The following is a 20,540-nucleotide window of genomic DNA, read 5'->3' as shown; positions in this document are numbered from 1 at the left end:
CCTCTCCCACAGGTGAATCAGGGTGGTCTCCCTTCGCTTGCCGGGTTCGGCAGAATGTGCAAAATCGCTCACTGGTATGCCCGAGTATCTGCCCGTTGTCCTCCATTCGCTCCTGATCTGCCCGGAGCATGTCTATGTCGGGCACCACGGGGGTCCTTCCGGAACGGAGCCGATGGTGGAACGGGACAGCGTCGAGTGTGTCGCCGGCCGGGGCCTGGTCGGCGATCGCTACCACGCGCGGGAGAAGGGACACGGGAAGCAGATCACTTTCTTCGATCTGGCCGTTCATCGGGACCTCTGTCGGCAGTTCGATCGGAAACCGGATGGGGGAACCGAAGTCTACCGGCGCAACGTCGTCATCGAGGGTGTGGACCTGAACGACCTGATCGGTCAGCGATTCAGGATCGGCGAGGTGCGGTTCGAAGGGGTCGAGGAATGCCGGCCCTGTTACTGGATGGACGAGGCCTTCGGTCCGGGCGCGGAGGAAGCCATGAGAGGCCGGGGCGGATTGCGGGCGAGAATCCTGGAGAGCGGGACATTGGAGCTCGGCCCACAGGAACTCCACCTTGAGTGAAGGTGGGAAGAGTTGAACTGCAAAGGAACGAAGGTAACGAAGGCTCTTCGAGAAGCGGAAGAGTTGAATTGCAGAGAATCTCAGTAAGGGAAGGGGCTTAGCGCAGGACATGGCGGTCGGAACGGCGACATAGCGCTGTTGCTGGACCCGCTTCCGATGGAGTCCTCTTTCCTTTACCCGATCTTCTTCTCGATCATCTTCTCGAGCTTGACGATGTCGGCGGCGAATTTGCGGATGCCTTCGGACAGTTTTTCGGTGGCCATGGCGTCTTCATTGACCTGATAGCGGAAGGCCTTTTCGTCGAGAGAGATCTCCTTGAGGTCCGCCTTGGCGGCGACCTCGGGATCGAGCTTGCGGGTGACCGATTCGGAGGAGGCCTGAAGCTCACCGAGCAAGTCGGGACTGATGGTCAGAAGGTCGCAGCCGGCCAGCTCGAGGATCTCACCCTTGTTGCGGAAGCTCGCACCCATCACCTCGGTCTGGTGTCCGAACTTCTTGTAGTAGGTGTAGATCTCCTGGACCGACCGTACGCCCGGATCCTCGGCCGGTGCGAAATCCTTGCCGGTCTTTGCCTTGTGCCAATCGAGAATGCGGCCGACGAAGGGCGAGATCAGGGTGACTTTGGCTTCGGCACAGCGAACCGCCTGGGCCAGGGAAAAAAGGAGAGTCAGGTTGCAGTGGATGCCCTCCTTCTGGAGCACTTCGGCCGCGGCGATACCTTCCCAGGTTGAGGCGATCTTGATCAGGATGCGATCGCGCGAGATGCCGCGCTTTTCATAGCGTTCGATCAGGGCATGGGCCTTGTCGATGCTGCCCTGGGTGTCAAAGGAGAGGCGGGCATCGGTTTCGGTGGAAACGCGGCCGGGAATGATCTTGAGGATCTCGGAGCCAAAGAGAACCAGCAGATCATCGATGATATGATCCGTGAGGGCCGGACCGGAAAGGGAACTGCCGCGGTTGTCCGCGACCGCCCGGTCGACCAGCTCTCCGTAGTCGGGCATCTCGCTCGCCTTGAGGATGAGGCTCGGGTTGGTCGTCGCATCGCGCGGCTCGTACTGCTTGATCGATTTGAAGTCACCGGTGTCGGCGACAACGGTCGTGAACTGGCGGAGTTGTTCGAGTTGGGTCATGAAGATGGGAGATGGGAGATGGGAGATGGGAGATGGGAGATGGGAGATGGGAGATGGGAGATGGGAGATGGGAGATGGGAGATGGAAGATGGAAGATGGAAGATGGAAGATGGAAGATGGAAGATGGAAGATGGAAGATGGAAGATGGAAGATGGAAGATGGAAGATGGGACGTTAGCTGGATTTCAGGTGATTCTCCAGCCATTTGCGGGCGTTTTCGAGATCCTCGAACGCGCCGTCGAGCTGGGCTTCAAAGGCTTCCTTCAGGATCGGCCCGAAAGTCGTGCCGGGTTTCAGGCCGAGCTCGATCAGGTGGCGTCCGTGCAGGATGGGGCGGGGGGCGTCCTGTTCGAGATGCATCCGTTCGGAGGCTTGAGCAAGGATCCGGATCCGGTCCTCGGTCTCGGCGGGGTCGAGAGGCGGCCGTCCCCGACTGTCGGCTTCCATGACCCGGCAGAGTTGCTCGATGGTGGCCGGAGCCAGTCGCCGGGCCAGGCGGCGGATGCTGGCCGGGCTTGGACCCTCTCCGGTCCAGGACAGGTGGAAGAGGTGCTGCTCGACGAGAGGCGGGACGGCCTCGATCACGGCGTTGGGCGCACCGATCCCTTCAAGGAACTGCACAGTCAGGGGACCGCCGACGGCATCGTGGCGGGGACTGATCCAGCGGATCCTGCCGTGTCGTTCGCCCTGGACGGTGGTGGTGGCTTTGCCGAAATCGTGAGCCAGAACGGCAAAGGCCTGGATCCGCCGATCCTCGGGAGGGGCCAGCTTCCACTCAGGACTTTCCACCAAGGCGTCGAGGCAATAGGCGGTGTGGGTGAGCACATCCCCTTCAGGGTGCCATTCCGGGTCCTGGGGAACCCCATCCATGGCGGCGATCTCCGGGAAGTGGGCGATCCATCCGGTTTCCCGGAGGACCCGGAGGCCAAGCGACGGCTTGACCGACTGAACTGCCCATTTATCCCACTCCGCCCAGACTCGTTCGACCGGCAGTGTCCTGAACTCATCAATAATCGATCGGCAGAGGACGATCGTCTCGGCAGACATCGTGCAGGTGAAGCGTGCGGCCAGCTGGAACCCCCGCAGCACCCGGAGTGGATCTTCGGCAAAAGCGGGACCGGTGTGGCGAAGGATACGGTTCCTGAGATCCTCCTGACCGTTGAAATGGTCGATGACCCGATCGGTCAAGGGATCGTACATCAGGGCATTGATGGTGAAATCCCTTCGTGCGGCGGCCTCCTCTTCGCTCAGGTCGGGATCGGCCTCGACCTGGAATCCGCGGTGCCCGCGTCCCAGCTTCGACTCCCGTCGTGGGAGGCTGAAATCATGAAATTCGTGGCCGAGCTTGAGTTTCATGACCCCGAAGCTGCGGCCGACCATCTGAACAGGCCCATGCCGCTGCAGGACGGCTTCGAGTTCCTCCCACCCGGTGCCGTAGACCTCGATATCGAAGTCCTTGGGCTCGAGCCCGATCAACCAGTCCCGAACGCAACCTCCGACCAGGAGAGGGCGGCCTTTCCGAGCCACCTCCTCAAGAACGGTGCGCAGGGCGCCCGGGATCGGCATGGGCGCTGGCGTAGTCACGATGCCGTTCGGGTCGCGGGACGCAGGAACACGGCGAGGGCCCAGCCGGAGAGCAGGAAGAGGCCGCCGATCGGTGTGACCGGTCCCAGTAAACGCGGGCCTCCGAGGGCAAGAAGGTAGAGAGAACCGGAGAAGAGAAGGATCCCGAGTGTCCAGGAGGTCGCGATCAGGCCGGCCCTTGAGGTCCGCCGGGAAGGGCTGACGGTCCAGCCGAGGGCGCAGAGGGCGATGGCGTGGAGGAGATGGAAGAGCACGGCCGTTTGCCAGACTTCGAGCATCCCTCTCTCGATCAGACCGGGCTTGAGGGCGTGGGCGCCGAAGGCTCCGGCAAGAACGCCGAGAAATCCGAGAATTGCCCCGATCGAGCAGCTCCAGGAAAAGGTGGTTTTTTTTACGGTCATGGCATGAAAACGGCTTTATGGTGCGCCGATGGTCATCGCCGATTTCAAGTCACCGGACCGGATGGAGAGCGCTTCCAATGCCCATGATTGGACTTGCTGACGGCTGGCTGGGAACTTTATTTCGCGGTAATTCGGGCAAGCTCCGAATGACTTAGCAAACAAACAAGATAAGAAAACAACAGTTATGAAAAAACTATTAGCCTCGTGCCTCCTGGCGTCGGTAGTCGGGATGGGTAGTACTTCCTTCGCGGCATTCTCCATATCCGGTGACATGACGGTCGGATCGGAGTATGTCTTCCGTGGTATCAAGCTGGCGGACAATACCTTCCACCCGTCCGTCGAACTGGGATTTGACGATCTCTACGTCGGCATCTGGGGGGCGCTTCCGATGGAGAATCGCAGTTCCGAGGGCTACATCGACGAATGGGACGTGTACGTCGGTTACAGCTTCACCATCAGCGACAACCTCGGTCTCGACGTGGGTGCGACCTATTACTACTACCCGCTGGACGAAGTCGACGATACCCTCGAGGCCTATGTCGGCCTGAACTGGGACCTCGAAGGTTGGACACCCGGGATCTACGGATACTATGACTTCGACCTCGAGACCTGGACCCTCCAGGCCTCCATCGGGTACAGCATCCCGTTTGAAGATGCCGGAACCTCCCTTGATCTCACGGCCACCTACGGGTATGTGAGTCCGAATGAGGGCGACAGCTATTCCTATTATGGAGTCGATGCGGTCGTTCCCTACCAGCTCAATGACAGCACCGCGATCAGCGCCGGTGTCCACTGGGCAACCCACACGATCGATGATCTGGAGGACAACCACTTCTACTTCACCCTGGGCGTGAGCTTCGGGGGCTGAGTTCGGCAGAGGTTCCCCCAACCCGTTTTGACGGCGCCCGCCTCCGGAAAGAGGCGGGCGCTTTTCGTCTGGGAGGCGGATAGGCTGCCGCGTGTCATTTTGGCAATTGTCGCACGGAGTAAGGCTCGATGCGTCGGTTGCTCGGTAGGAGAGGGTTTATCCCTCGATCCAGCGGTTGATCGAGGGGTAAACCCCCTCCTACCTCTCCTCAGGCTTTGTTTTCGGTTTCAGGGCGATGACAGTCGAACGTCGTTCGGTGGATTCGAGACGCATCACTCATCTCTCGTCTGACCCTTTCGATTCTTCCGTTCTTGAGCGAAGCGGGTGTGTCCTCTCCATCCATTTCTTCCCCAACCCGGAAGCATTTGCATTTTCGGTGGACTCTCCTTCTTTCCGGTGTTGACACGCGGGTTGGAAAGAGTCTTCCTGCTCCTCTTTTTCTCCGATGAAGACTTTTCTTGCCAAGAAAGAAGACGTGAAACCGCAGTGGTATGTGGTTGACGCGTCGAACCAGGTCCTCGGCCGCATGGCGGTCAAGGTGGCCAATATTCTCCGCGGGCGGAACAAGCCTTCCTACACCCCTCATGTCGATACCGGCGACTTCGTCGTCGTGATCAACGCCGACAAGATCGTTTTGACGGGCAAGAAGGAGGAGCAGAAGGACTACATGTTCTTTTCGGGTTTCGTCGGGGGAGAGAAGCACCGGTCGGTGGCTGACATGAAGGCCCGGCAGCCGCAATTCGTCGTCGAGCACGCGGTCAAGGGCATGCTGCCGAGGAATCGGCTGGCCAACCAGATGCTCTCCAAGCTCAAAGTGTATGCCGGGCCGGAGCATCCCCACGCTGCCCAGAATCCCCAAACCATTTCCCTCTAGCAAGCACCCATGGCGACTGAGACAATCACCTATATCGGCACGGGCCGTCGGAAGACCGCCACTGCCCGCATCCGGATCACGACCGGGACGGGCAAGATCGAGATCAATGGCAAGGAGTTCGACACCTATTTTGGACATGAAGCCTTTCGGCGCAATGCCGTGCGGCCGTTGGTCCTGACGGATCTGCGTGAGCAGTTCGACGTTCGTGCCACGGTCACCGGCGGCGGGGTCAATGGTCAGGCCGGAGCAATCTCGCACGGGATCGCCCGGGCCCTGCTCAAGTACAATATCGAATTGCGTGGTGATCTGAAGAAGGCGGGTCTTCTGACCCGAGATCCTCGAGCCAAGGAGCGCAAGAAGGCAGGCCAGCCGGGGGCCCGCAAGCGCTTCCAGTTCTCCAAGCGCTGATCGGGCGCTTCGCCACTGGACCGTTTTTCCGCCCTCTCCGGCCTCGGCCGCAGAGGGCGTTGTCTTTTCCAATCCTGAGTTTTCCCCCATTCATTTGATTCATCTCCCGCTCTTTACGTCATGAACGTTGGTATCATCGGCGCTTCCGGCTATTCCGGTGAAGTCCTGGTCCGGCTCCTGCTCAGGCACCCGGCGGTCAACCTGAAAGCGATCACCTCCCGGCAGCATGCCGGCAAGTCCTTGGAATCGGTGATGCCGGCCATGCGGGGTCTGGCACCCGACGCGGTCTTTGATCCCTCGGAGGCCGAAGCACTGGCCGCCCGGGACGACATCGACCTCTTCTTTCTGGCGCTCCCCCACGGCGCCGCCGCGAGCTTCGCCCGGCCCCTGGTCGACGCGGGCAGGCGGGTGATTGATTTGAGCGCCGATTTCCGTATTTCGGATACGGCAGTCTACAGCGAGTATTACGGCGCAGCCCATCCGGACCCGGAACTGTTGCCCCGGGCAAGCTACGTGATTCCCGAATGGGCGGACGGGAGTTGGAGGGAGCGGCCCCTAGTGGCGGCCCCGGGTTGTTACCCGACGAGTGTGTTGGTCCCGCTTCTCCCCCTCATACAAGACGGACTGGTGGACACCGCTTCAGTGGTGGTCAATTCCTTCAGCGGGGTCAGCGGAGCGGGTCGCAAAGTGGCCGAGGATTACCTCTACTGCGAACGGACCGAAAGTGCCAAGGCCTACGGTCTGGTCAGGCATCGGCATCTGGCCGAGATCGAGGAACAGATGGGCCTGGCCCGGAAAGGACCGGTCGTCATCCAGTTCACCCCTCACCTGGCTCCGATGCGGCGCGGCATCGCCACCACGATCGTGGTTCCGGCTGCGGCGGGTCAGACCCTCGAAAGCCTCGAAGCCTGCTGGGAACGGACCTATCGCGGCCGGCCTTTCGTCCAGCGGCTGGAACGGGGATCGACGCCCGACACCAAGGATGTGGTGGGCACCAACCGGATCGACATGGCCGCCACCCACGATCCCCGGACCGGGAATTTCATCATCACCTCTGCCATCGACAACCTGATGAAGGGTGCCAGCGGGCAGGCGGTGCAGATCATGAACCTCTGGTTTGATCTTCCGGAAACAGAAGGATTGCTTCTCTAGAATCATGGCCGATTACGAAGTCTCCACCCACACCCCCGGGTTGACCGATGTCGCGGGATTTGAACTGGCCGCCGCGGCCTGCGACATCCGCGCCAGGAAGAATGATCGGCTCGACCTTGCGCTGATCCATTCGCCCGATCCCTGCACGGCGGCGGGTGTCTTCACCATCAATGCAGTCAAAGCGCCACCGGTTCGGATCTGCCAGGATCTCCTGAAGAAAGGCGGCATGTTCCACGGGATCGTCGCCAACAGTGGCAATGCCAATGCCTGCACCGGGGCCCAGGGGGTGGAGGATGGACTGGAGATGGCCCGTTGTGCCGAAGAAACGGTCGGCGCCCCGGCCGGCAGCTTCTTTGTCTGTTCGACCGGACGAATCGGCGAACTGCTGCCCATGGACCGCATCCTTCCGGGCATCCGGTCGGCGGGTTTGGCCAGGTCGACCGCGCCGGAACAGGGCCAGCGGGCGGCCGACGCCATTCTGACCTCCGATACCCGTGAGAAGACGGTGACCGTAAGGGTCAAGGCCGGCGACCAATCCTTCACCGTGGCCGGCATGGCCAAGGGAGCGGGCATGATTCAGCCGAACATGGCGACCATGCTGGCCTTCGTGGCCACCGATGCCAAGGCCCCGACCGAGGTTCTCGACCGGATCCTGCGCCAGGTGGTCAAGGTGACTTTCAACGCGATCACGGTGGATGGCGACATGAGCACCAATGACACCGTTCTGGTCCTGGCCAATGGAAGGAGCGGCTTCGAGGTGATCGACGAAGCGGGTGAGGCCGTGTTGGCCGGGGCGATTCACCGGGCCTGCGATGCGCTGGCGGACATGATCGTATCGGACGGCGAGAAGATCACCAAGGTGGTCGAAGTCATGGTCGAGGGGGCGGCCAGTGCGGACGATGCCGAAAAGGTCGCGCGGGCGATCGGGAACTCCCTGCTGGTCAAGAGCTCGTGGTTCGGCGGAGACCCCAACTGGGGCCGGCTCGCCGATGCCGCCGGCTATTCCGGTGCCGCCCTGGAGGAAGACAAACTCGACATCGATTATGAGGATGTTCCCGCGGTCGTCGGTGGACAACCCCAGCCTGCCCGCAAGCCCGAGTGGAAGGCCATCGTCGCGAAACGGAGGTTCCGGATCACCGTCCGGCTCAACCTGGGCAGCGGCAGATTTCGGCTGCTCGCCTCCGATCTGACCGACGGCTATGTCAATTTCAACAAGAGCGAGTGAAGCGGACCAGTCACCCAACCCCAACCCCAACCGCATTGAATTCCACCCCGAGCCCTGAATCGATGCCTTATTCCGAGCAGATCGCCAAGTCACGGGTCCTTCTCGAGGCCCTCCCCTATATCCAGTCATTTCGGGATGCCATTTTTGTCATCAAATATGGCGGCAGTTTCATGGATGATCCCGATCCGGAGGTCCGGTCGCGGGTGGCGGGGGATATTGCGTTTCTGGCGGCGGTCGGGATCCATGCGGTGGTCGTGCACGGCGGAGGCAAATCGATCAGCCGGGCCATGGCGGAATCCGGCCTTACGCCCGTTTTTCAGAACGGCATGCGGGTCACGGACGAGGCGACCATGGCGGTGGTCAAGAAAACCCTCGATACCGAAGTCAATCCGGACGTCTGCCGGATGATCGCCGATCGCAAGGCGAAGGCCCTCGGCATGCCGGGCGACACCCTACTGGTCGCCGAGAAACTGACGGTTGACGAAGACGGTCGTCCGGTCGATCTCGGGTATGTCGGCGACGTGGTCGAGGTGAAGGTCAAGTTGATCAAGAAGGCGATTGCCGACGGCTTCGTGCCGGTCATTTCGCCTGTCGCCCTCGGGCGGGACGGGAAGGCCTATAACGTCAATGCCGATCTGGCTGCTTCCCGCATCGCGGTGGCCCTGAGGGCGCGGCGACTGGTCTACCTCAGCGACGTGCCCGGTCTGCTCGAAAATCACAATGACCCCTCCACCCTGATCTCCACGGTCAAGGAACCCGAGGTTGAGGGACTCAAGGCCCGGGGAATCATCGACCGTGGCATGCGGCCCAAGATCCACAGCGCCGTCCGGGCGCTCCAGGAAGGCGTCCACCGGGTCCACTTCATCGACGGTCGGATGCCGCACAGCCTTCTGCTCGAGATTTACACCGACAAAGGAATTGGAACGGAAATCGTCCAGGAATAGCCGCGGAACCCGCGTCCGGAACCCCATGCAAAAATGAACCCGCAAACCCTCGCCGGCAGCACCCAGAACGAAACTGCCATTGCCTCGCTCTACGATCAGTATGTGATCCGCAACTACGGGCGTGCCACGCTCACCCTGGTCCGGGGCGAGGGGACCCGGGTCTGGGACGATCGCGGGAAAAAGTTTCTGGATTTCACCTCCGGCATCGCGGTGACCGCTCTCGGGCATGGCCATCCCCATTGGGTCGAGGCGGTCCGGCGGCAGGCGGGCGAACTCGTCCATGTCAGCAATCTCTTCCGCAATCCCACCCAGGGGGAACTGGCCCGGAGGCTTGTCCAGAAAGCCGGTCCGGGAAGGGTTCTCTTTTGCAACAGCGGGGCTGAAGCGAATGAGGCCCTGCTCAAGTTGGCCCGCCTCCACGGTCTGCGCAAAACCGGGCAGGAAGGGGTCTGCACCGGGGTGATCTGCGCGGAGAATGCCTTTCACGGCCGGACGTTCGGCGGGATGAGTGCCACGCCGCAGGAAAAGATCCAGAAGGGGTTTCGACCCCTGCTGGAGGGTTTCTCCTTCGGCCGCCTGAATGATCTCGAGAGCTTCGAGCGCCTGATTGGACCAAACACGGCCGCCATCTTCCTCGAGACGATCCAGGGTGAGAGCGGGATTCACCCCTGTGAACCGGAATTCCTCCACGGCATCCGCCGCCTCTGTGATCAGCACGATCTTCTTCTCATCCTCGACGAAGTGCAGTGCGGGGTGGGCCGGTCGGGCCGGTTTTTCGCCTTCGAGCATTCGGGTGTCCGGCCCGATGCGATCGGCATGGCCAAGGGGCTGGGCGGCGGTTTTCCGATCGGGGCGATCTGGGCCGGCGAAAAGGCGGCCGATCTCTTCACCCCCGGTTCCCACGGGACCACTTTCGGCGGCACGCCCCTGGCCTGCGCGGCGGCCCTTGCCGTCCTCGATATTGTGGATGCGGACGACTTCCTTCAGAAGATCCGGGAAAATGGCCTCCATCTTCTCGGACAGTTGCAGGCGCTCTGCGACCGTTTTCCCGACCGCCTTGTCGCTGTCCGTGGACTTGGCTACATGATCGGCCTCCAACTCAAGGAGGATCCGGCTCCGGTCCATGCCGCCCTGCGGGAAGCGGGCCTGCTCGTGCCGACGGCCGGAGGCAATGTCATCCGCTTCCTCCCTCCGCTCATCGCCACCCGCGGCGAGCTGGACGAAGCGGTCGCCATCCTGACCGGCGTTCTGGAGAAGGGCAACGCCTGACCGGTCCGGGGCGGCGCCCCCGGCCTTCGCATTCCATCCGAATTCCCATCGCAATGAAGCACCTCCTCAAGGAAACCGATTTCACCCCGGACGAAGCCGCCGATCTGCTCCGTGCCGCAAGGCGGTTCAAATCGACGCGCGGCCGCGACGGCTCGGCTCCGCTCAAGGGCCAGTCCTGGGGCATGGTCTTTGCCAAGTCGAGCACGCGGACCCGGGTGTCTTTCGAGGTGGCCATCCATGAACTCGGCGGCAATCCGATCTTTCTCAGTCGCAATGATATCCAGTTGGGTCGGGGCGAGAGTGTTGCGGATACCGCCAGGGTGCTCTCCCGTTATCTCCACGGACTGGTCGTCCGGACCTTCGATCAAAAGGATGTCGAGGACCTGGCCTCCTTCGGATCCATGCCGGTCATCAATGCCCTGACCGATCTTCTGCACCCCTGCCAGTTCTTCACCGACGCATTCAGCGCGGCCGAATGCTGGGCGGGTGACGGCGATCTGGCCGCGTCCCTGCGAGGCCGCAAGGTGGCCTTCTTCGGCGACTGCGCGAACAACGTCGCCAATTCCTGGATACTGGGAGCCGGCCTCTTCGGGATGGAGATCAGCCTGGCCGGGCCGGAAGGCTTCGGACCGGGACCGGAAATCCGTCGCCTGCTGGAGGAGAGGGGCGTGGGCGGGCGGTTTCATTTCACGACCGACCCGGTCGAGGCGGCTCGCGATGCCGATGTCCTCTACACCGATGTCTGGGTCAGCATGGGAATGGAGAAGGAGGAGAAGGAGCGCATCGAGCGGATGCGGCCCTATTCCGTGACGTCCGATCTGTTCCGGGTGGCCCGGCCGGGTGCGCTCTTCATGCACTGCCTGCCGGCCTACGCGGGCAAGGAGGTCACGCAGGAGGTGCTCGACAGCGAGCGTTCCATCGTTTTTGACCAGGCCGAGAACCGGCTTCACACCCAGAAGGCGATCATCGCCGCGCTGGCCTCGTCCGGTTGACAATGATGTCGAAAGGTGTAGCCGCCCCAGTCTCTTGGGGCGCACCAACATCCATCCACGGCAAGAGACTGCCGTGACTACATCTCCAAGGCTATTTTGGAGTTCAGATCATCTGCCCTACATCCAGTCTTTCGCTAAACAATTCGAACCATGAAAATCATACTCGCCTATTCCGGTGGTCTCGACACCTCCGTCATCGTTCACTGGCTGAAGGATCATTTCAGCGCAGAAGTCGTCACCTTTGCGGCCGACATCGGCCAGGAGGAGGAACTCAAGGGGCTTTCGACCAAGGCCCGCCGGACCGGGGCCACCCGGCACTACACGCTCAATCTGGTCGAAGAATTCGCCGCCGACTACATCTATCCGATGATGCGGGCCGGCGCGATCTACGAGGGTCAGTACCTGCTTGGCACGTCGATCGCGCGCCCGCTTATCGCGAAGGCGCAGATCGACCTGGCCCGGCGGGAGAAGGCGGACGCGGTGGCTCACGGTTCCACGGGCAAGGGCAATGACCAATGCCGGTTTGAGCTGAGCTATGCGGCTCTCGCGCCCGAACTTGAGGTCATCGCACCGTGGAAGATCGATGCCTTCCGGGCGGATTTCCCCGGTCGGACCGAGATGATCCGGTATTGCCAGGACCAGAAGATCCCGGTGGAAGCGAGTGCGTCCAAGCCGTATTCGATGGATCGCAACCTCCTCCACATTTCCTATGAGGCGGGCATCCTCGAGGATCCCTGGTTTGACCCGACGACTCCGGAGAACAAGGGCATGTTCAAGCTCTCGGTCTCTCCGGAAGACGCCCCGGACAAGGCCGAGTATGTCGAGCTCGAGTTCGAACGCGGGAATTGCGTGGCGGTCAACGGTCGGCGGATGACACCGGCCGGTGTTCTGCGCGCGCTCAACCGCCTGGGCGGCAAACACGGAATCGGCCGCGTCGACCTGGTGGAGAACCGCTTTGTCGGGATGAAGAGCCGGGGGGTCTACGAGACTCCGGGCGGCACCATCCTCCTGCATGCCCACCGGCAGATGGAGACCTTGACCATGGATCGTGACCTCATGCACCTGCGCGATTCGCTCATTCCGAAGTATGCGGAACTCGTCTACTACGGCTTCTGGTTTGCGCCCGAGCGGGAGGCGCTCCAGGCCTTGGTGGACGACAGTCAGAAAAGCGTTACCGGGACGGTCCGGCTCAAGCTCTACAAGGGCAACGTCATCACCTGCGGACGGAAGTCGGTCTTCTCGCTTTATGATCCCGAGATTGCCTCGATGGAAGGCGTGGCCAGCAGCTACAACCAGAACGATGCCACCGGTTTCATCCGCTTGAACGGACTGCGCCTGCGGGCCCGCTACGCGGCGGAGAAATCCGCCAAAGCAGCCACCAGGAAATCGAAGACACCGGCGAAGAAGAAAGCCCGTGCCCGGAAGGCCAGGTAGTTTAGGATCGAGGCGTAAAGCCTCTCCTAGAGGCTCTTGGCCATACCAGAACCCCAACATTTGATTCGTGTCCCTCCACCAGGTTTCAGATGGAGGGTCGTGCCCCAGCGCGACCGCCAATAGGATCCGGCGGGTTGGGTAGGAGAGGCTTAACGCCTCGATTCTTGTCCAGGCAGTTTAGGATCGAGGCGTAAAGCCTCTCCTACAGGTTCTTGGCCATACCAGATCCCCAACAACTGATTCGTGTCCCTCAACCAGGTTTCAGTGGAGGGTCGTGCCCCAGCGCGACCGCCAAACAGGTAGGGACGGACCGCTGGGCCGTCCGTCGAAGCGTTGGCCTGGCGCCATTCGGGCACCTCTCTGCACGAGGTCTCAACCATAGGCCCGGACTTCGAAGACCCGCGCCACCGGCAGTCCGTGCGTCGCCAGGAGTTCGATGCGGATGACCGACCCGGTGACGGTCTCCTTCAACCGGTGCGCACGCTTGCGCAGGAAGTTGCCAACCTCCTCGATCACGACCTGCCCGTCCACGCGGATCCGGTAGTCCCGGACCAGTTCGGGCTGCGGTCCGCGCGTCATCCTGGCGGTGAACCAGTCGCTTGGAGTGATCGCGAGGGGCCGTTCGAAGCCGGAATCGAAAGTGATCTCGATTGTCCGGATCCGGCTTTCCCGGGCGAGGGTGATCTCAATGGAAGCGGGGAGTCCGGCCGACTCAAAGTGATGCGCAGAGTCCGAGGCCCAGGTTCCCCATGCGGCCTTCAGCCTGCGGGTGACGCCATCGGTGAGGGAACGGCATTCCATCCCGGGCGCGGAATCGGGACTGCGAATGACGGCGGTGCGGACGAGGTCCGTTTCGTCTTCGCTTACGATTCCCGGAAGAAAGGCGTCGTCGCGCAGGAGGCGTTGTTGGAGGGCGTGGATCTGCGGGCTGCCGGCGGTCAGCTCGAGATGGCTCTGTTTGCCGGATCCGTGCAGGAGGGCGGCGGCGGTGCCGACCGCCTGACCCCCGATGGCGCAGGTGCCCATGACCCGGGTGCTGGCGAAGGCGACGTGGGTGGCGCTGATATTCCGTCCGGCCATGAAGAGATTGCCCACATTGCGGGAGCAGTAACAGCCGACCGGGATTCCGAAGAGATGGGGGAACCGGGTGGGGGTGTAGGGCGGCTCTTCCGGGACATCGACGCCTGACGGGGGGTGCAGGTCGATGGCCCATCCGCTATAGGCGACCTGATCGGGCGGGGTCACTCCCTTCAGCACATCGTGTTCGGTCAGGATATGGCGGCCGAGGAAGCGCCGGGATTCCCGTTTTCCGGGAATGGCTCCGACCCACTCCAGGGCCCAATGGGCAGAGTCGGGGTGGTTGCCGGAGTTCTTGATGTAGTTCCAGATGCCCAGGGCGATTCGCAGCAGTTCGTGGCGGATCGCCGCATTGTCCTTGATCGTATCGAGCTGACCGCCCCATTCCGACCACCAGTAGCCATATTCGTAGCCATCAAACGCGCGGTGGACGAAGTCGCTCTGCTTGAAAGAGCGGACCCAGGAAGGGGCCACGAAGGGCTGGGGTGCGGCATGGCGCCGGGCGGTGAAGAGGATGGAACTGCCCAGGGTCTGGCGGTCCGCCTGCTCGAGGGCGAGGGTTTCACCGAAGGCGGCCCGGTCTTCCCGCCCCATTGTGAAATCCGCACCCGCCTCAAGTCCGAGGCGACCGTCCCCCGTGCAATCGGCAAAGAAGGCGGCCTCGATGGTGAAATGATCCTCGGTCGATTCCCGATGGGCTTCGACCGATTCGATGACCTTGAGGCCGGAGGCACGGGTCGTCGTCACGCAACCGGTGCAGACGGTGTCGAGGAGCAGGGTGATTTTCGGTTCGAGGTGAACCTTCTCGTAGAGCAGGAGATCCCAGAGCGAATAGGAGCGGTGCGGATTTCGGAAGGCATCCTCCAGGCGCAATTCCTCGATGATGCCCGACTCACGCGCGCCGGGCTTGCCGCCCGAACAGTCGGCCCCGACCACGTGCATCCGAACCTCTGACGAGGCATTGCCCCCGAGGACGGAACGGTCCTGGATCAGGACCACGGAGGCGCCGTTTCGGGCGGCGGCCAGGGCGGCACAGACTCCGGCCATACCGCCTCCGGCGATGCAGAAATCCGCCTTGAGTGTGTTGGGGCGAGGCATGGGGACAGTCTGCAGCAAAACGGAGGAAGTAAGAAGGTCAAAGTGCGGGGGGCACGCCCTTCACGGATACTCCCGGCCCGCTTGAGACGGACAGGTGAATCCAGTTGACTCTGCCGATGGAAACTCACACACGTGTTTGCCCGTGGTTTTCAGATGAACTGAATCCCGGTTTTCGCACTTTTCTCCCTCATGAAGCAGGTAAGACTCGGCATCGTTGGTCTGGGCAATATGGGTTCGGTTCATGCCCGGAGTATCCTCGACAGGAGAATCGACCGGGCAACCCTGGTCGCGGTCTGTGATACCGATCCCGACCGCCTGAAGCCTTTTCCCGAGCTCAGGCATTTTGCCTCGGCCGATGCGATGATCGCTTCCGGCGAGGTCGACGCGGTCATCGTGGCGACCCCGCACTACGATCACACCACCATCGGTGCGGCGTCACTCAGAGCCGGTCTGCACACCCTGGTCGAGAAGCCGATTTCCGTGCACAAGGCGGATGCCGAGCGGCTGATCGCCGCCTATACGGACAAGAAGCTGGTCTTCGCGGCCATGTTCAATCAGCGGACGGATCCCCACTACACCAAGGTCCGCGAGATGATCCGCAGCGGGGAACTGGGCAAGGTTCGCCGGATCAACTGGATCATCACCACCTGGTTCCGTCCGGAGAATTATTACGCGTCCGGTGGTTGGCGGGCCACCTGGGCCGGCGAGGGGGGCGGCGTGCTCCTCAACCAGTGCCCGCACAATCTCGACCTTTACCAATGGCTCTTCGGGATGCCGGACCGGGTCCGTGGTTTTTGCCAGTTCGGCCGCTTCCACCAGATCGAGGTCGAGGACGATGTGACCGCCTACTTCGAATACAACGACGGGACGACCGGCGTTTTCATCACCTCGACCGGTGAAGCCCCGGGCACGAACCGCCTCGAGATCGCGGCGGAACGCGGGCGGGTGGTCATCGATGAACGGGGGATCTCCTTTACCCGCAACGTCATCCCCGCCTCCGAGTTCAGCCGGACGTCGGACACGCTGTTCGGCAAACCGGATACCTGGGACATCACCATCCCGGTCAAGGGTAACGGCGGACAGCACAATGAGATCATTCAGAATTTCGTCGATGCCATCCTCGATGGAAAACAACTCCTAGCCCCAGCGGTCGAAGGCATCCACTCGGTTGAACTGGGCAATGCCATTCTGCACTCCGCCTTCACCGGCAAGACGGTGGAACTCCCGCTCAACGGTCGCGCTTACGAGCAGCGTTTGAAGAAGCTGATCGCCGAGTCAAAACCCCGCCGCAAGAAAAAGGTGAAGAAGTCGGTCGCCGCGGACATGTCCAAGTCATTCACCTCCTGAACCGGACCAAGGCCGGAGTTACCTGCAGGAGAGGCTTTATGCCTCGAACCGGTGGGTAATCGAGGCGTAAAGCCTCTCCTGCCAAAACTCCCAGACACTTAATCAGAAACCCATTATCATGAAACTCAATCAAGTCGCCGCCCAACTCTATACCATTCGGGAGTTCACGAGGACCCCGGCCGACATCGCGGCATCGATGAAGAAGATCCGGGAGATCGGATACACGTCGGTCCAGGTCAGCGGAATGGGACCGATCGACGAGGCCGAACTTGTCAGGATTCTCGAGGGTGAAGGCCTGACCTGCTGCGCCACCCACGAGAACGGCGACATCATCCGCAAGACTCCCGAAGTGGTGGTTGAGCGCTTGAAGAAGCTCGGCTGCAAGTACACGGCCTATCCCTATCCGGCGGGGGTGGAGTTCTCCAATCCGGAGCACGTGCGTTCCCTCGCGGCCGATCTGGACAAGGCGGGTGCGGTTCTCCGTGAGGCGGGTCAGGTGCTCGGTTACCACAATCACGCGATTGAGTTTCTCCGGGTCGGGGGGAAGACCCTGCTCGAGACGATTTACGCGACGACCGACCCGAAGAACCTGGTCGGGGAGATCGACACCTACTGGGTGCAGTATGGCGGTGGCGACCCGGTGGACTGGTGCAACCGGTTGGCCGGTCGCCTGCCCCTCATTCACCTGAAGGACTACGGCTACCTGCCGGAGAACAAGCCGGTCTTTGCCGAGATCGGTTACGGCAACCTCGATTTCAAGCGTATCGTGGCGGCGGCAGAAAAGGCGGGCTGCGAATGGTTCATCGTCGAACAGGACACCTGCCCGGGCGATCCCTTTGTGTCACTGAAGAAGAGCTACGATTATATCGCGGCCAACCTGGTCGAGAAGTAAGGACTTTGCGGATGGCCATCGGGCAATTTTAAGGGGAGAACTGCAAAGAACATAAGAATCAAAGGTCTTGGCCAATCGGTAGGGCTGGTCGTCCCTGGCCAGCCGTGGAGAATCCGGCAGATCTTCTCCGAGCTCTTTACCCAATCCACTCAATGAAAATCGGCATCTGCATGTCGCCGGAGGCGTTGGCGATGATCCCCCATCCGGCCTTTGATTACGTCGAGGCCAATGTTCAGTCGTTCCTCAAGCCGGATCAACCGGACGAAGTCTTTGAGAGCAACCGGAGGCTGGCGGCGTCGCTGGCTCTCCCGATCCCGGCGGCCAATTGCTTCCTGCCGGCCGACCTGAGGGTGACGGGTCCGGCCATCGATTATGGACGCCTGGAACGGTACGCCGACACGGCGTTTCGGCGCGCGGCACAGGTCGGCATCGGGGTGATTGTTTTCGGCAGCGGCGGCGCCCGGAAGCTGCCCGAGGGGCTGTCCCGTGACGAGGGGCTGGCCCAGTTCATCGAGGCGAACCGGCGGATCGTACCCCTGGCCGAGCGTCACGGGGTCACCGTGGTGATCGAGCCGCTCAGCCGGACAGAGTGCAATTTCATCAATTCGCTGGCGGACGGGGCGCAGGTGGTGGACGCGGTGAATCATCCGCACATTCGGTTGCTGACGGACTTCTATCACATGCTCCGGGAGGACGAATCTCCCGACGAGATCCGCCGGTTTGGACACCTCCTGCACCATGCCCATCTGGCAGAGAAAGCCGAACGGACGGTGCCCGGGGTCAAAGGTGACGATTTCCGTCCGTTCATGGCGGCGCTGAAGGCGGCCGGTTATGAGCGACTCATCTCGATCGAGGGCAATTGGAGCTCATTGCCTGACCAGCAGGCTGCCGCGGTGGGAGAGGTGCGGCGGCAGTGGGCTATTTCTTGATCAGTGCCGGGCACTGCTGCTTGAATCGTTCGAGGCGGGGGATTGAGACGTTTTGCACGTAGGGATTGTCCGGGTTGTTGCGTTCAAAATCCTGATGGTAATCCTCCGCTTCCTTGAAGTGGACGAAAGGCTGAATCTCCGCGGCAATCGGCCGGTCGTATTTCCCTGAGGCGGCCAGGTCCGCCTTGGCCTTCTCGGCGATCTGCTTCTCCTCCGGTGTCCGGTAGAAGATGATCGAACGGTAGGCGGCGCCCCGATCGTTGCCTTGGCCGTTGACTTGGGTGGGGTCCTGGGAGTTGAAATAGACCTCGATCAGGTCAGCGAAGCTGACGACCTTCGGATCATAATAGACCTGGACGCTTTCGGCGTGCCCTCCCTTGTTCCGGTAGCTCGGGTCTTTGCTCTCTCCCCCGGAATATCCCGAAACGGCCTCATGGACGCCGTTGACGCTTTCGTAGATCGCCTCGACGCACCAGAAGCAGCCGGAGGCGAAGGTGGCGACAGCCAGGCCGTCGAGACTCCCGTCCTTACCGGCCCCCTGGGTCTTGGAGGAAGTCTTGGCACAGGCAGCCAGGGCGGCGCCGAGGAAGAGCAGGAAAATGGCGGATGTTCGGATCATCTGAGTGTGAGGGACGTGGAGTGTCATTTATTTCCCAACAAACGGCCGATCGCAACCCGGGGCCCCATTCTGCCTTCCCGGCCGGAGGCTCAAGGGTTGACGTCAGCTGCGCGGGCGGGTTCATTTCGTTCTCCAACCCCGGTTGCCCCATGCGAATACCCCGATTCTGCTGTTTCCTGGCTTCGCTTTCCCTCTTCCTGCTCCTTGCGGTCATCCTCAAGGCGGAGGGTCCCGCCGAGCCGCCCGTCGAGAAGGCACGTCAGTTTGACTTCTGGATCGGCGAGTGGGAGGTCACGGCCAATGGGAAAGTGGCCGGTCACAACCGGATCGAGTCGATAGTCGGGGGTCGGGCCCTGCGGGAAACCTGGACCGGGACCGGTGGCTACAATGGCACCAGCACGAATATCCATGATTCGACCACGGATACCTGGAAGCAGTTCTGGGTGGATAACTCCGGGCTCGTTCTCCTGCTCGAAGGCGGGCTGGTCGACGGGAAAATGGTGCTGGAGGGCCGGCGTCTCGATGCGGAGGGCGCGACTGTCGTTGACCGGATTACCTGGACGCCGAATGACGACGGCAGTGTCCGCCAACTCTGGGAGTCCTCAAGCAACGGTGGGCAGACCTGGACCGTCGCCTTCGACGGCCTCTACGTTAAGGCCGAAGGCGGGAGCGCAAAATCGGGGATCGAGTGACGGCGCGGCGCGGCGGTTCGGATCCTTCGCTCAGAAGAGCACCTGGGCGCCGACGCCGACCGCGGTGATCGGTCCCTGGTCGCTGAAGCTGTCGAGGGCGGTATCCACTTTCTGCAGGGTGCTCTTGGCGTCGTCGAAGAGTGAGCCGTCGGCGATGAGCTTTCCGAGGGTGCCCTCACCCGAATTGAGCTTGTCGGTGATTTCGCGGACGTTGGAGAGGGTGGCTTCGATCTGGGCCCGGGTCTCCTCATTGTAGACGAGGGTGCCGACCACCCCTTTGCCTTCGCGGATGGTGGCAAAGATGTCGGCGGCATCGGCGGTCAGTTTTGAGGCGTTCTCGGAAGCCTGCCGGATGTCCTCGATCGCGGCGAGGACCTGGTCGTAAAGCGCCGGGTCATTGAGGAGCCGGCCGACGGTGCCTTCTCCCTGGTTGATCTTCTCGGAAACCTCGCGGAGGTTGGCCACGGCGGCGGTGAGGTTTTCCCGGTTGTCCTCGACCATCCCATTGAGATTGGCGAAGAGGCCGGCTCCATCGCCGCCGGTCAATCCACCCAGCCCGGTGCTGAGATTGTCCATCATGCCGTCGAGCTTCTCGCTGAAGCGGCCGATCTTGGTCAGGACATCATTCAAGTCGATCGCTTCGATCGTCTGAAGGGTATCGCCGGGTTTATAGGCCCCGAGAGAGGACGTCCCGAGGTTGAGGGAGAGGTAGCTGTTGCCGAGAAGGCCGGCCGCCGCGATCTGGCCGACGCAATCGGCGGGAATGGAGACCCCGCTGTCGATGGTCAGGACGGCTTCGACCGCGCCCTCCCCGAGGCGGGTGGCGGAGACCGTGCCGATCTTGACTCCGGCCATGCGGATCTCGTCTCCGGGTTTCAGCTGCTTGAGGCTCTGGAAGCGGCCGACCAGTTCGTAGCCCTTGTCGCCGAAGACCGGTTTGTGGCCGAGGGCCTCGAAGACAACCCAGATGAGGGCGAGGCCGAGAAGAAAGAAGAGGCCGACGCGGACGGATTGCATGCTGGTGCTCATGGA

Annotated in this window: 20 protein-coding genes; 14 read left to right on the top strand and 6 right to left on the bottom strand. The window is 61.9% G+C overall.

All coding sequences use genetic code 11. From position 1 onward, the window contains the following. The first annotated feature begins 76 nt into the window (after nt 1–76). Nucleotides 77–574 carry a molybdenum cofactor biosysynthesis protein gene (locus R3F07_01000; GenBank protein MEZ5274938.1) on the top strand — a complete coding sequence of 166 codons (498 nt, stop codon included), beginning with the start codon at nt 77–79 and terminating at the stop codon, nt 572–574. A gap of 173 nt (nt 575–747) precedes the next feature. Here the strand turns inward: R3F07_01000 and tal are convergent, their stop codons facing one another. The 3 genes from tal to R3F07_00985 all read right to left on the bottom strand — a co-directional run bounded on the left by tal (nt 748) and on the right by R3F07_00985 (nt 3,688). Further along, on the bottom strand, nt 748–1,704 hold the full coding sequence (tal, locus tag R3F07_00995; GenBank protein ID MEZ5274937.1) for a transaldolase: 957 nt from the start codon (nt 1,702–1,704) through the stop codon (nt 748–750). A gap of 173 nt (nt 1,705–1,877) precedes the next feature. Next, nucleotides 1,878–3,287 (bottom strand): polynucleotide adenylyltransferase, encoded by a 1,410-nt coding sequence (locus R3F07_00990; protein ID MEZ5274936.1) that lies wholly within the window; start codon nt 3,285–3,287, stop codon nt 1,878–1,880. Further along, nucleotides 3,284–3,688 carry a DUF423 domain-containing protein gene (locus R3F07_00985; GenBank protein ID MEZ5274935.1) on the bottom strand — a complete coding sequence of 135 codons (405 nt, stop codon included), beginning with the start codon at nt 3,686–3,688 and terminating at the stop codon, nt 3,284–3,286. The genes R3F07_00990 and R3F07_00985 overlap by 4 nt, the downstream gene beginning before the upstream one ends. A 184-nt stretch (nt 3,689–3,872) precedes the next feature. Here R3F07_00985 and R3F07_00980 point away from each other — a divergent pair, with 184 nt between their 5' ends. From R3F07_00980 to R3F07_00940, 9 genes are all read left to right on the top strand, one after another. After that, nucleotides 3,873–4,556 (top strand): TorF family putative porin, encoded by a 684-nt coding sequence (locus R3F07_00980; protein ID MEZ5274934.1) that lies wholly within the window; start codon nt 3,873–3,875, stop codon nt 4,554–4,556. Between the two features lie 445 nt (nt 4,557–5,001). Next, a complete protein-coding gene (rplM, locus tag R3F07_00975; protein MEZ5274933.1) occupies nt 5,002–5,430 on the top strand; it encodes a 50S ribosomal protein L13 in 429 nt (142 codons plus the stop codon). A gap of 9 nt (nt 5,431–5,439) precedes the next feature. Continuing rightward, on the top strand, nt 5,440–5,838 hold the full coding sequence (rpsI, locus tag R3F07_00970; GenBank protein ID MEZ5274932.1) for a 30S ribosomal protein S9: 399 nt from the start codon (nt 5,440–5,442) through the stop codon (nt 5,836–5,838). A 120-nt stretch (nt 5,839–5,958) separates the two neighbouring features. Beyond that, a complete protein-coding gene (gene argC, locus R3F07_00965; protein MEZ5274931.1) occupies nt 5,959–6,990 on the top strand; it encodes an N-acetyl-gamma-glutamyl-phosphate reductase in 1,032 nt (343 codons plus the stop codon). Between the two features lie 4 nt (nt 6,991–6,994). Next, nucleotides 6,995–8,215 carry a bifunctional glutamate N-acetyltransferase/amino-acid acetyltransferase ArgJ gene (gene argJ / locus R3F07_00960; GenBank protein MEZ5274930.1) on the top strand — a complete coding sequence of 407 codons (1,221 nt, stop codon included), beginning with the start codon at nt 6,995–6,997 and terminating at the stop codon, nt 8,213–8,215. A gap of 62 nt (nt 8,216–8,277) precedes the next feature. Then, on the top strand, nt 8,278–9,159 hold the full coding sequence (gene argB / locus R3F07_00955) for an acetylglutamate kinase (GenBank protein MEZ5274929.1): 882 nt from the start codon (nt 8,278–8,280) through the stop codon (nt 9,157–9,159). A gap of 33 nt (nt 9,160–9,192) precedes the next feature. Continuing rightward, nucleotides 9,193–10,428: an aspartate aminotransferase family protein gene (locus R3F07_00950; protein ID MEZ5274928.1), complete on the top strand. Its 1,236-nt coding sequence runs from the start codon at nt 9,193–9,195 to the stop codon at nt 10,426–10,428. 53 nt (nt 10,429–10,481) lie between these two features. Beyond that, nucleotides 10,482–11,420 (top strand): ornithine carbamoyltransferase, encoded by a 939-nt coding sequence (gene argF / locus R3F07_00945; protein ID MEZ5274927.1) that lies wholly within the window; start codon nt 10,482–10,484, stop codon nt 11,418–11,420. Between the two features lie 150 nt (nt 11,421–11,570). Beyond that, the gene (locus R3F07_00940; protein ID MEZ5274926.1) at nt 11,571–12,854 is read left to right on the top strand and encodes an argininosuccinate synthase; all 1,284 of its coding nucleotides are present in this window, start codon (nt 11,571–11,573) and stop codon (nt 12,852–12,854) included. Nucleotides 12,855–13,226: 372 nt separating this feature from the next. Here the strand turns inward: R3F07_00940 and R3F07_00935 are convergent, their stop codons facing one another. Continuing rightward, nucleotides 13,227–15,029, bottom strand: a complete 1,803-nt coding sequence (locus R3F07_00935) for an FAD-dependent oxidoreductase (GenBank protein MEZ5274925.1) — start codon at nt 15,027–15,029, stop codon at nt 13,227–13,229. A gap of 189 nt (nt 15,030–15,218) precedes the next feature. Here R3F07_00935 and R3F07_00930 point away from each other — a divergent pair, with 189 nt between their 5' ends. The 3 genes from R3F07_00930 (at nt 15,219) to R3F07_00920 (ending at nt 18,197) form a co-directional block, all read left to right on the top strand. After that, nucleotides 15,219–16,376, top strand: coding sequence for a Gfo/Idh/MocA family oxidoreductase (locus tag R3F07_00930; protein ID MEZ5274924.1), 1,158 nt, complete (start codon nt 15,219–15,221; stop codon nt 16,374–16,376). Between the two features lie 118 nt (nt 16,377–16,494). Then, nucleotides 16,495–17,268, top strand: a complete 774-nt coding sequence (locus R3F07_00925; GenBank protein MEZ5274923.1) for a sugar phosphate isomerase/epimerase — start codon at nt 16,495–16,497, stop codon at nt 17,266–17,268. A gap of 152 nt (nt 17,269–17,420) precedes the next feature. After that, the gene (locus R3F07_00920) at nt 17,421–18,197 is read left to right on the top strand and encodes a sugar phosphate isomerase/epimerase family protein (GenBank protein ID MEZ5274922.1); all 777 of its coding nucleotides are present in this window, start codon (nt 17,421–17,423) and stop codon (nt 18,195–18,197) included. On the opposite strand, the gene msrA is transcribed toward R3F07_00920, so the two are convergent. Continuing rightward, nucleotides 18,187–18,816 carry a peptide-methionine (S)-S-oxide reductase MsrA gene (gene msrA / locus R3F07_00915; GenBank protein ID MEZ5274921.1) on the bottom strand — a complete coding sequence of 210 codons (630 nt, stop codon included), beginning with the start codon at nt 18,814–18,816 and terminating at the stop codon, nt 18,187–18,189. The genes R3F07_00920 and msrA overlap by 11 nt on opposite strands. Nucleotides 18,817–18,965: 149 nt before the next feature. Between msrA and R3F07_00910 the strand changes: the two genes are divergently transcribed. Beyond that, a complete protein-coding gene (locus R3F07_00910; GenBank protein ID MEZ5274920.1) occupies nt 18,966–19,508 on the top strand; it encodes a hypothetical protein in 543 nt (180 codons plus the stop codon). 30 nt (nt 19,509–19,538) lie between these two features. Here the strand turns inward: R3F07_00910 and R3F07_00905 are convergent, their stop codons facing one another. Next, nucleotides 19,539–20,537, bottom strand: coding sequence for an MlaD family protein (locus tag R3F07_00905; GenBank protein MEZ5274919.1), 999 nt, complete (start codon nt 20,535–20,537; stop codon nt 19,539–19,541). Nucleotides 20,538–20,540: the final 3 nt, after the last annotated feature.

The organism is Opitutaceae bacterium (assembly GCA_041395105.1).
GTDB lineage: Bacteria > Verrucomicrobiota > Verrucomicrobiia > Opitutales > Opitutaceae > B12-G4.
The sequence above is the reverse complement of the archived record's forward strand: the minus strand, read 5'-3'. Positions and strand labels throughout refer to the sequence as shown.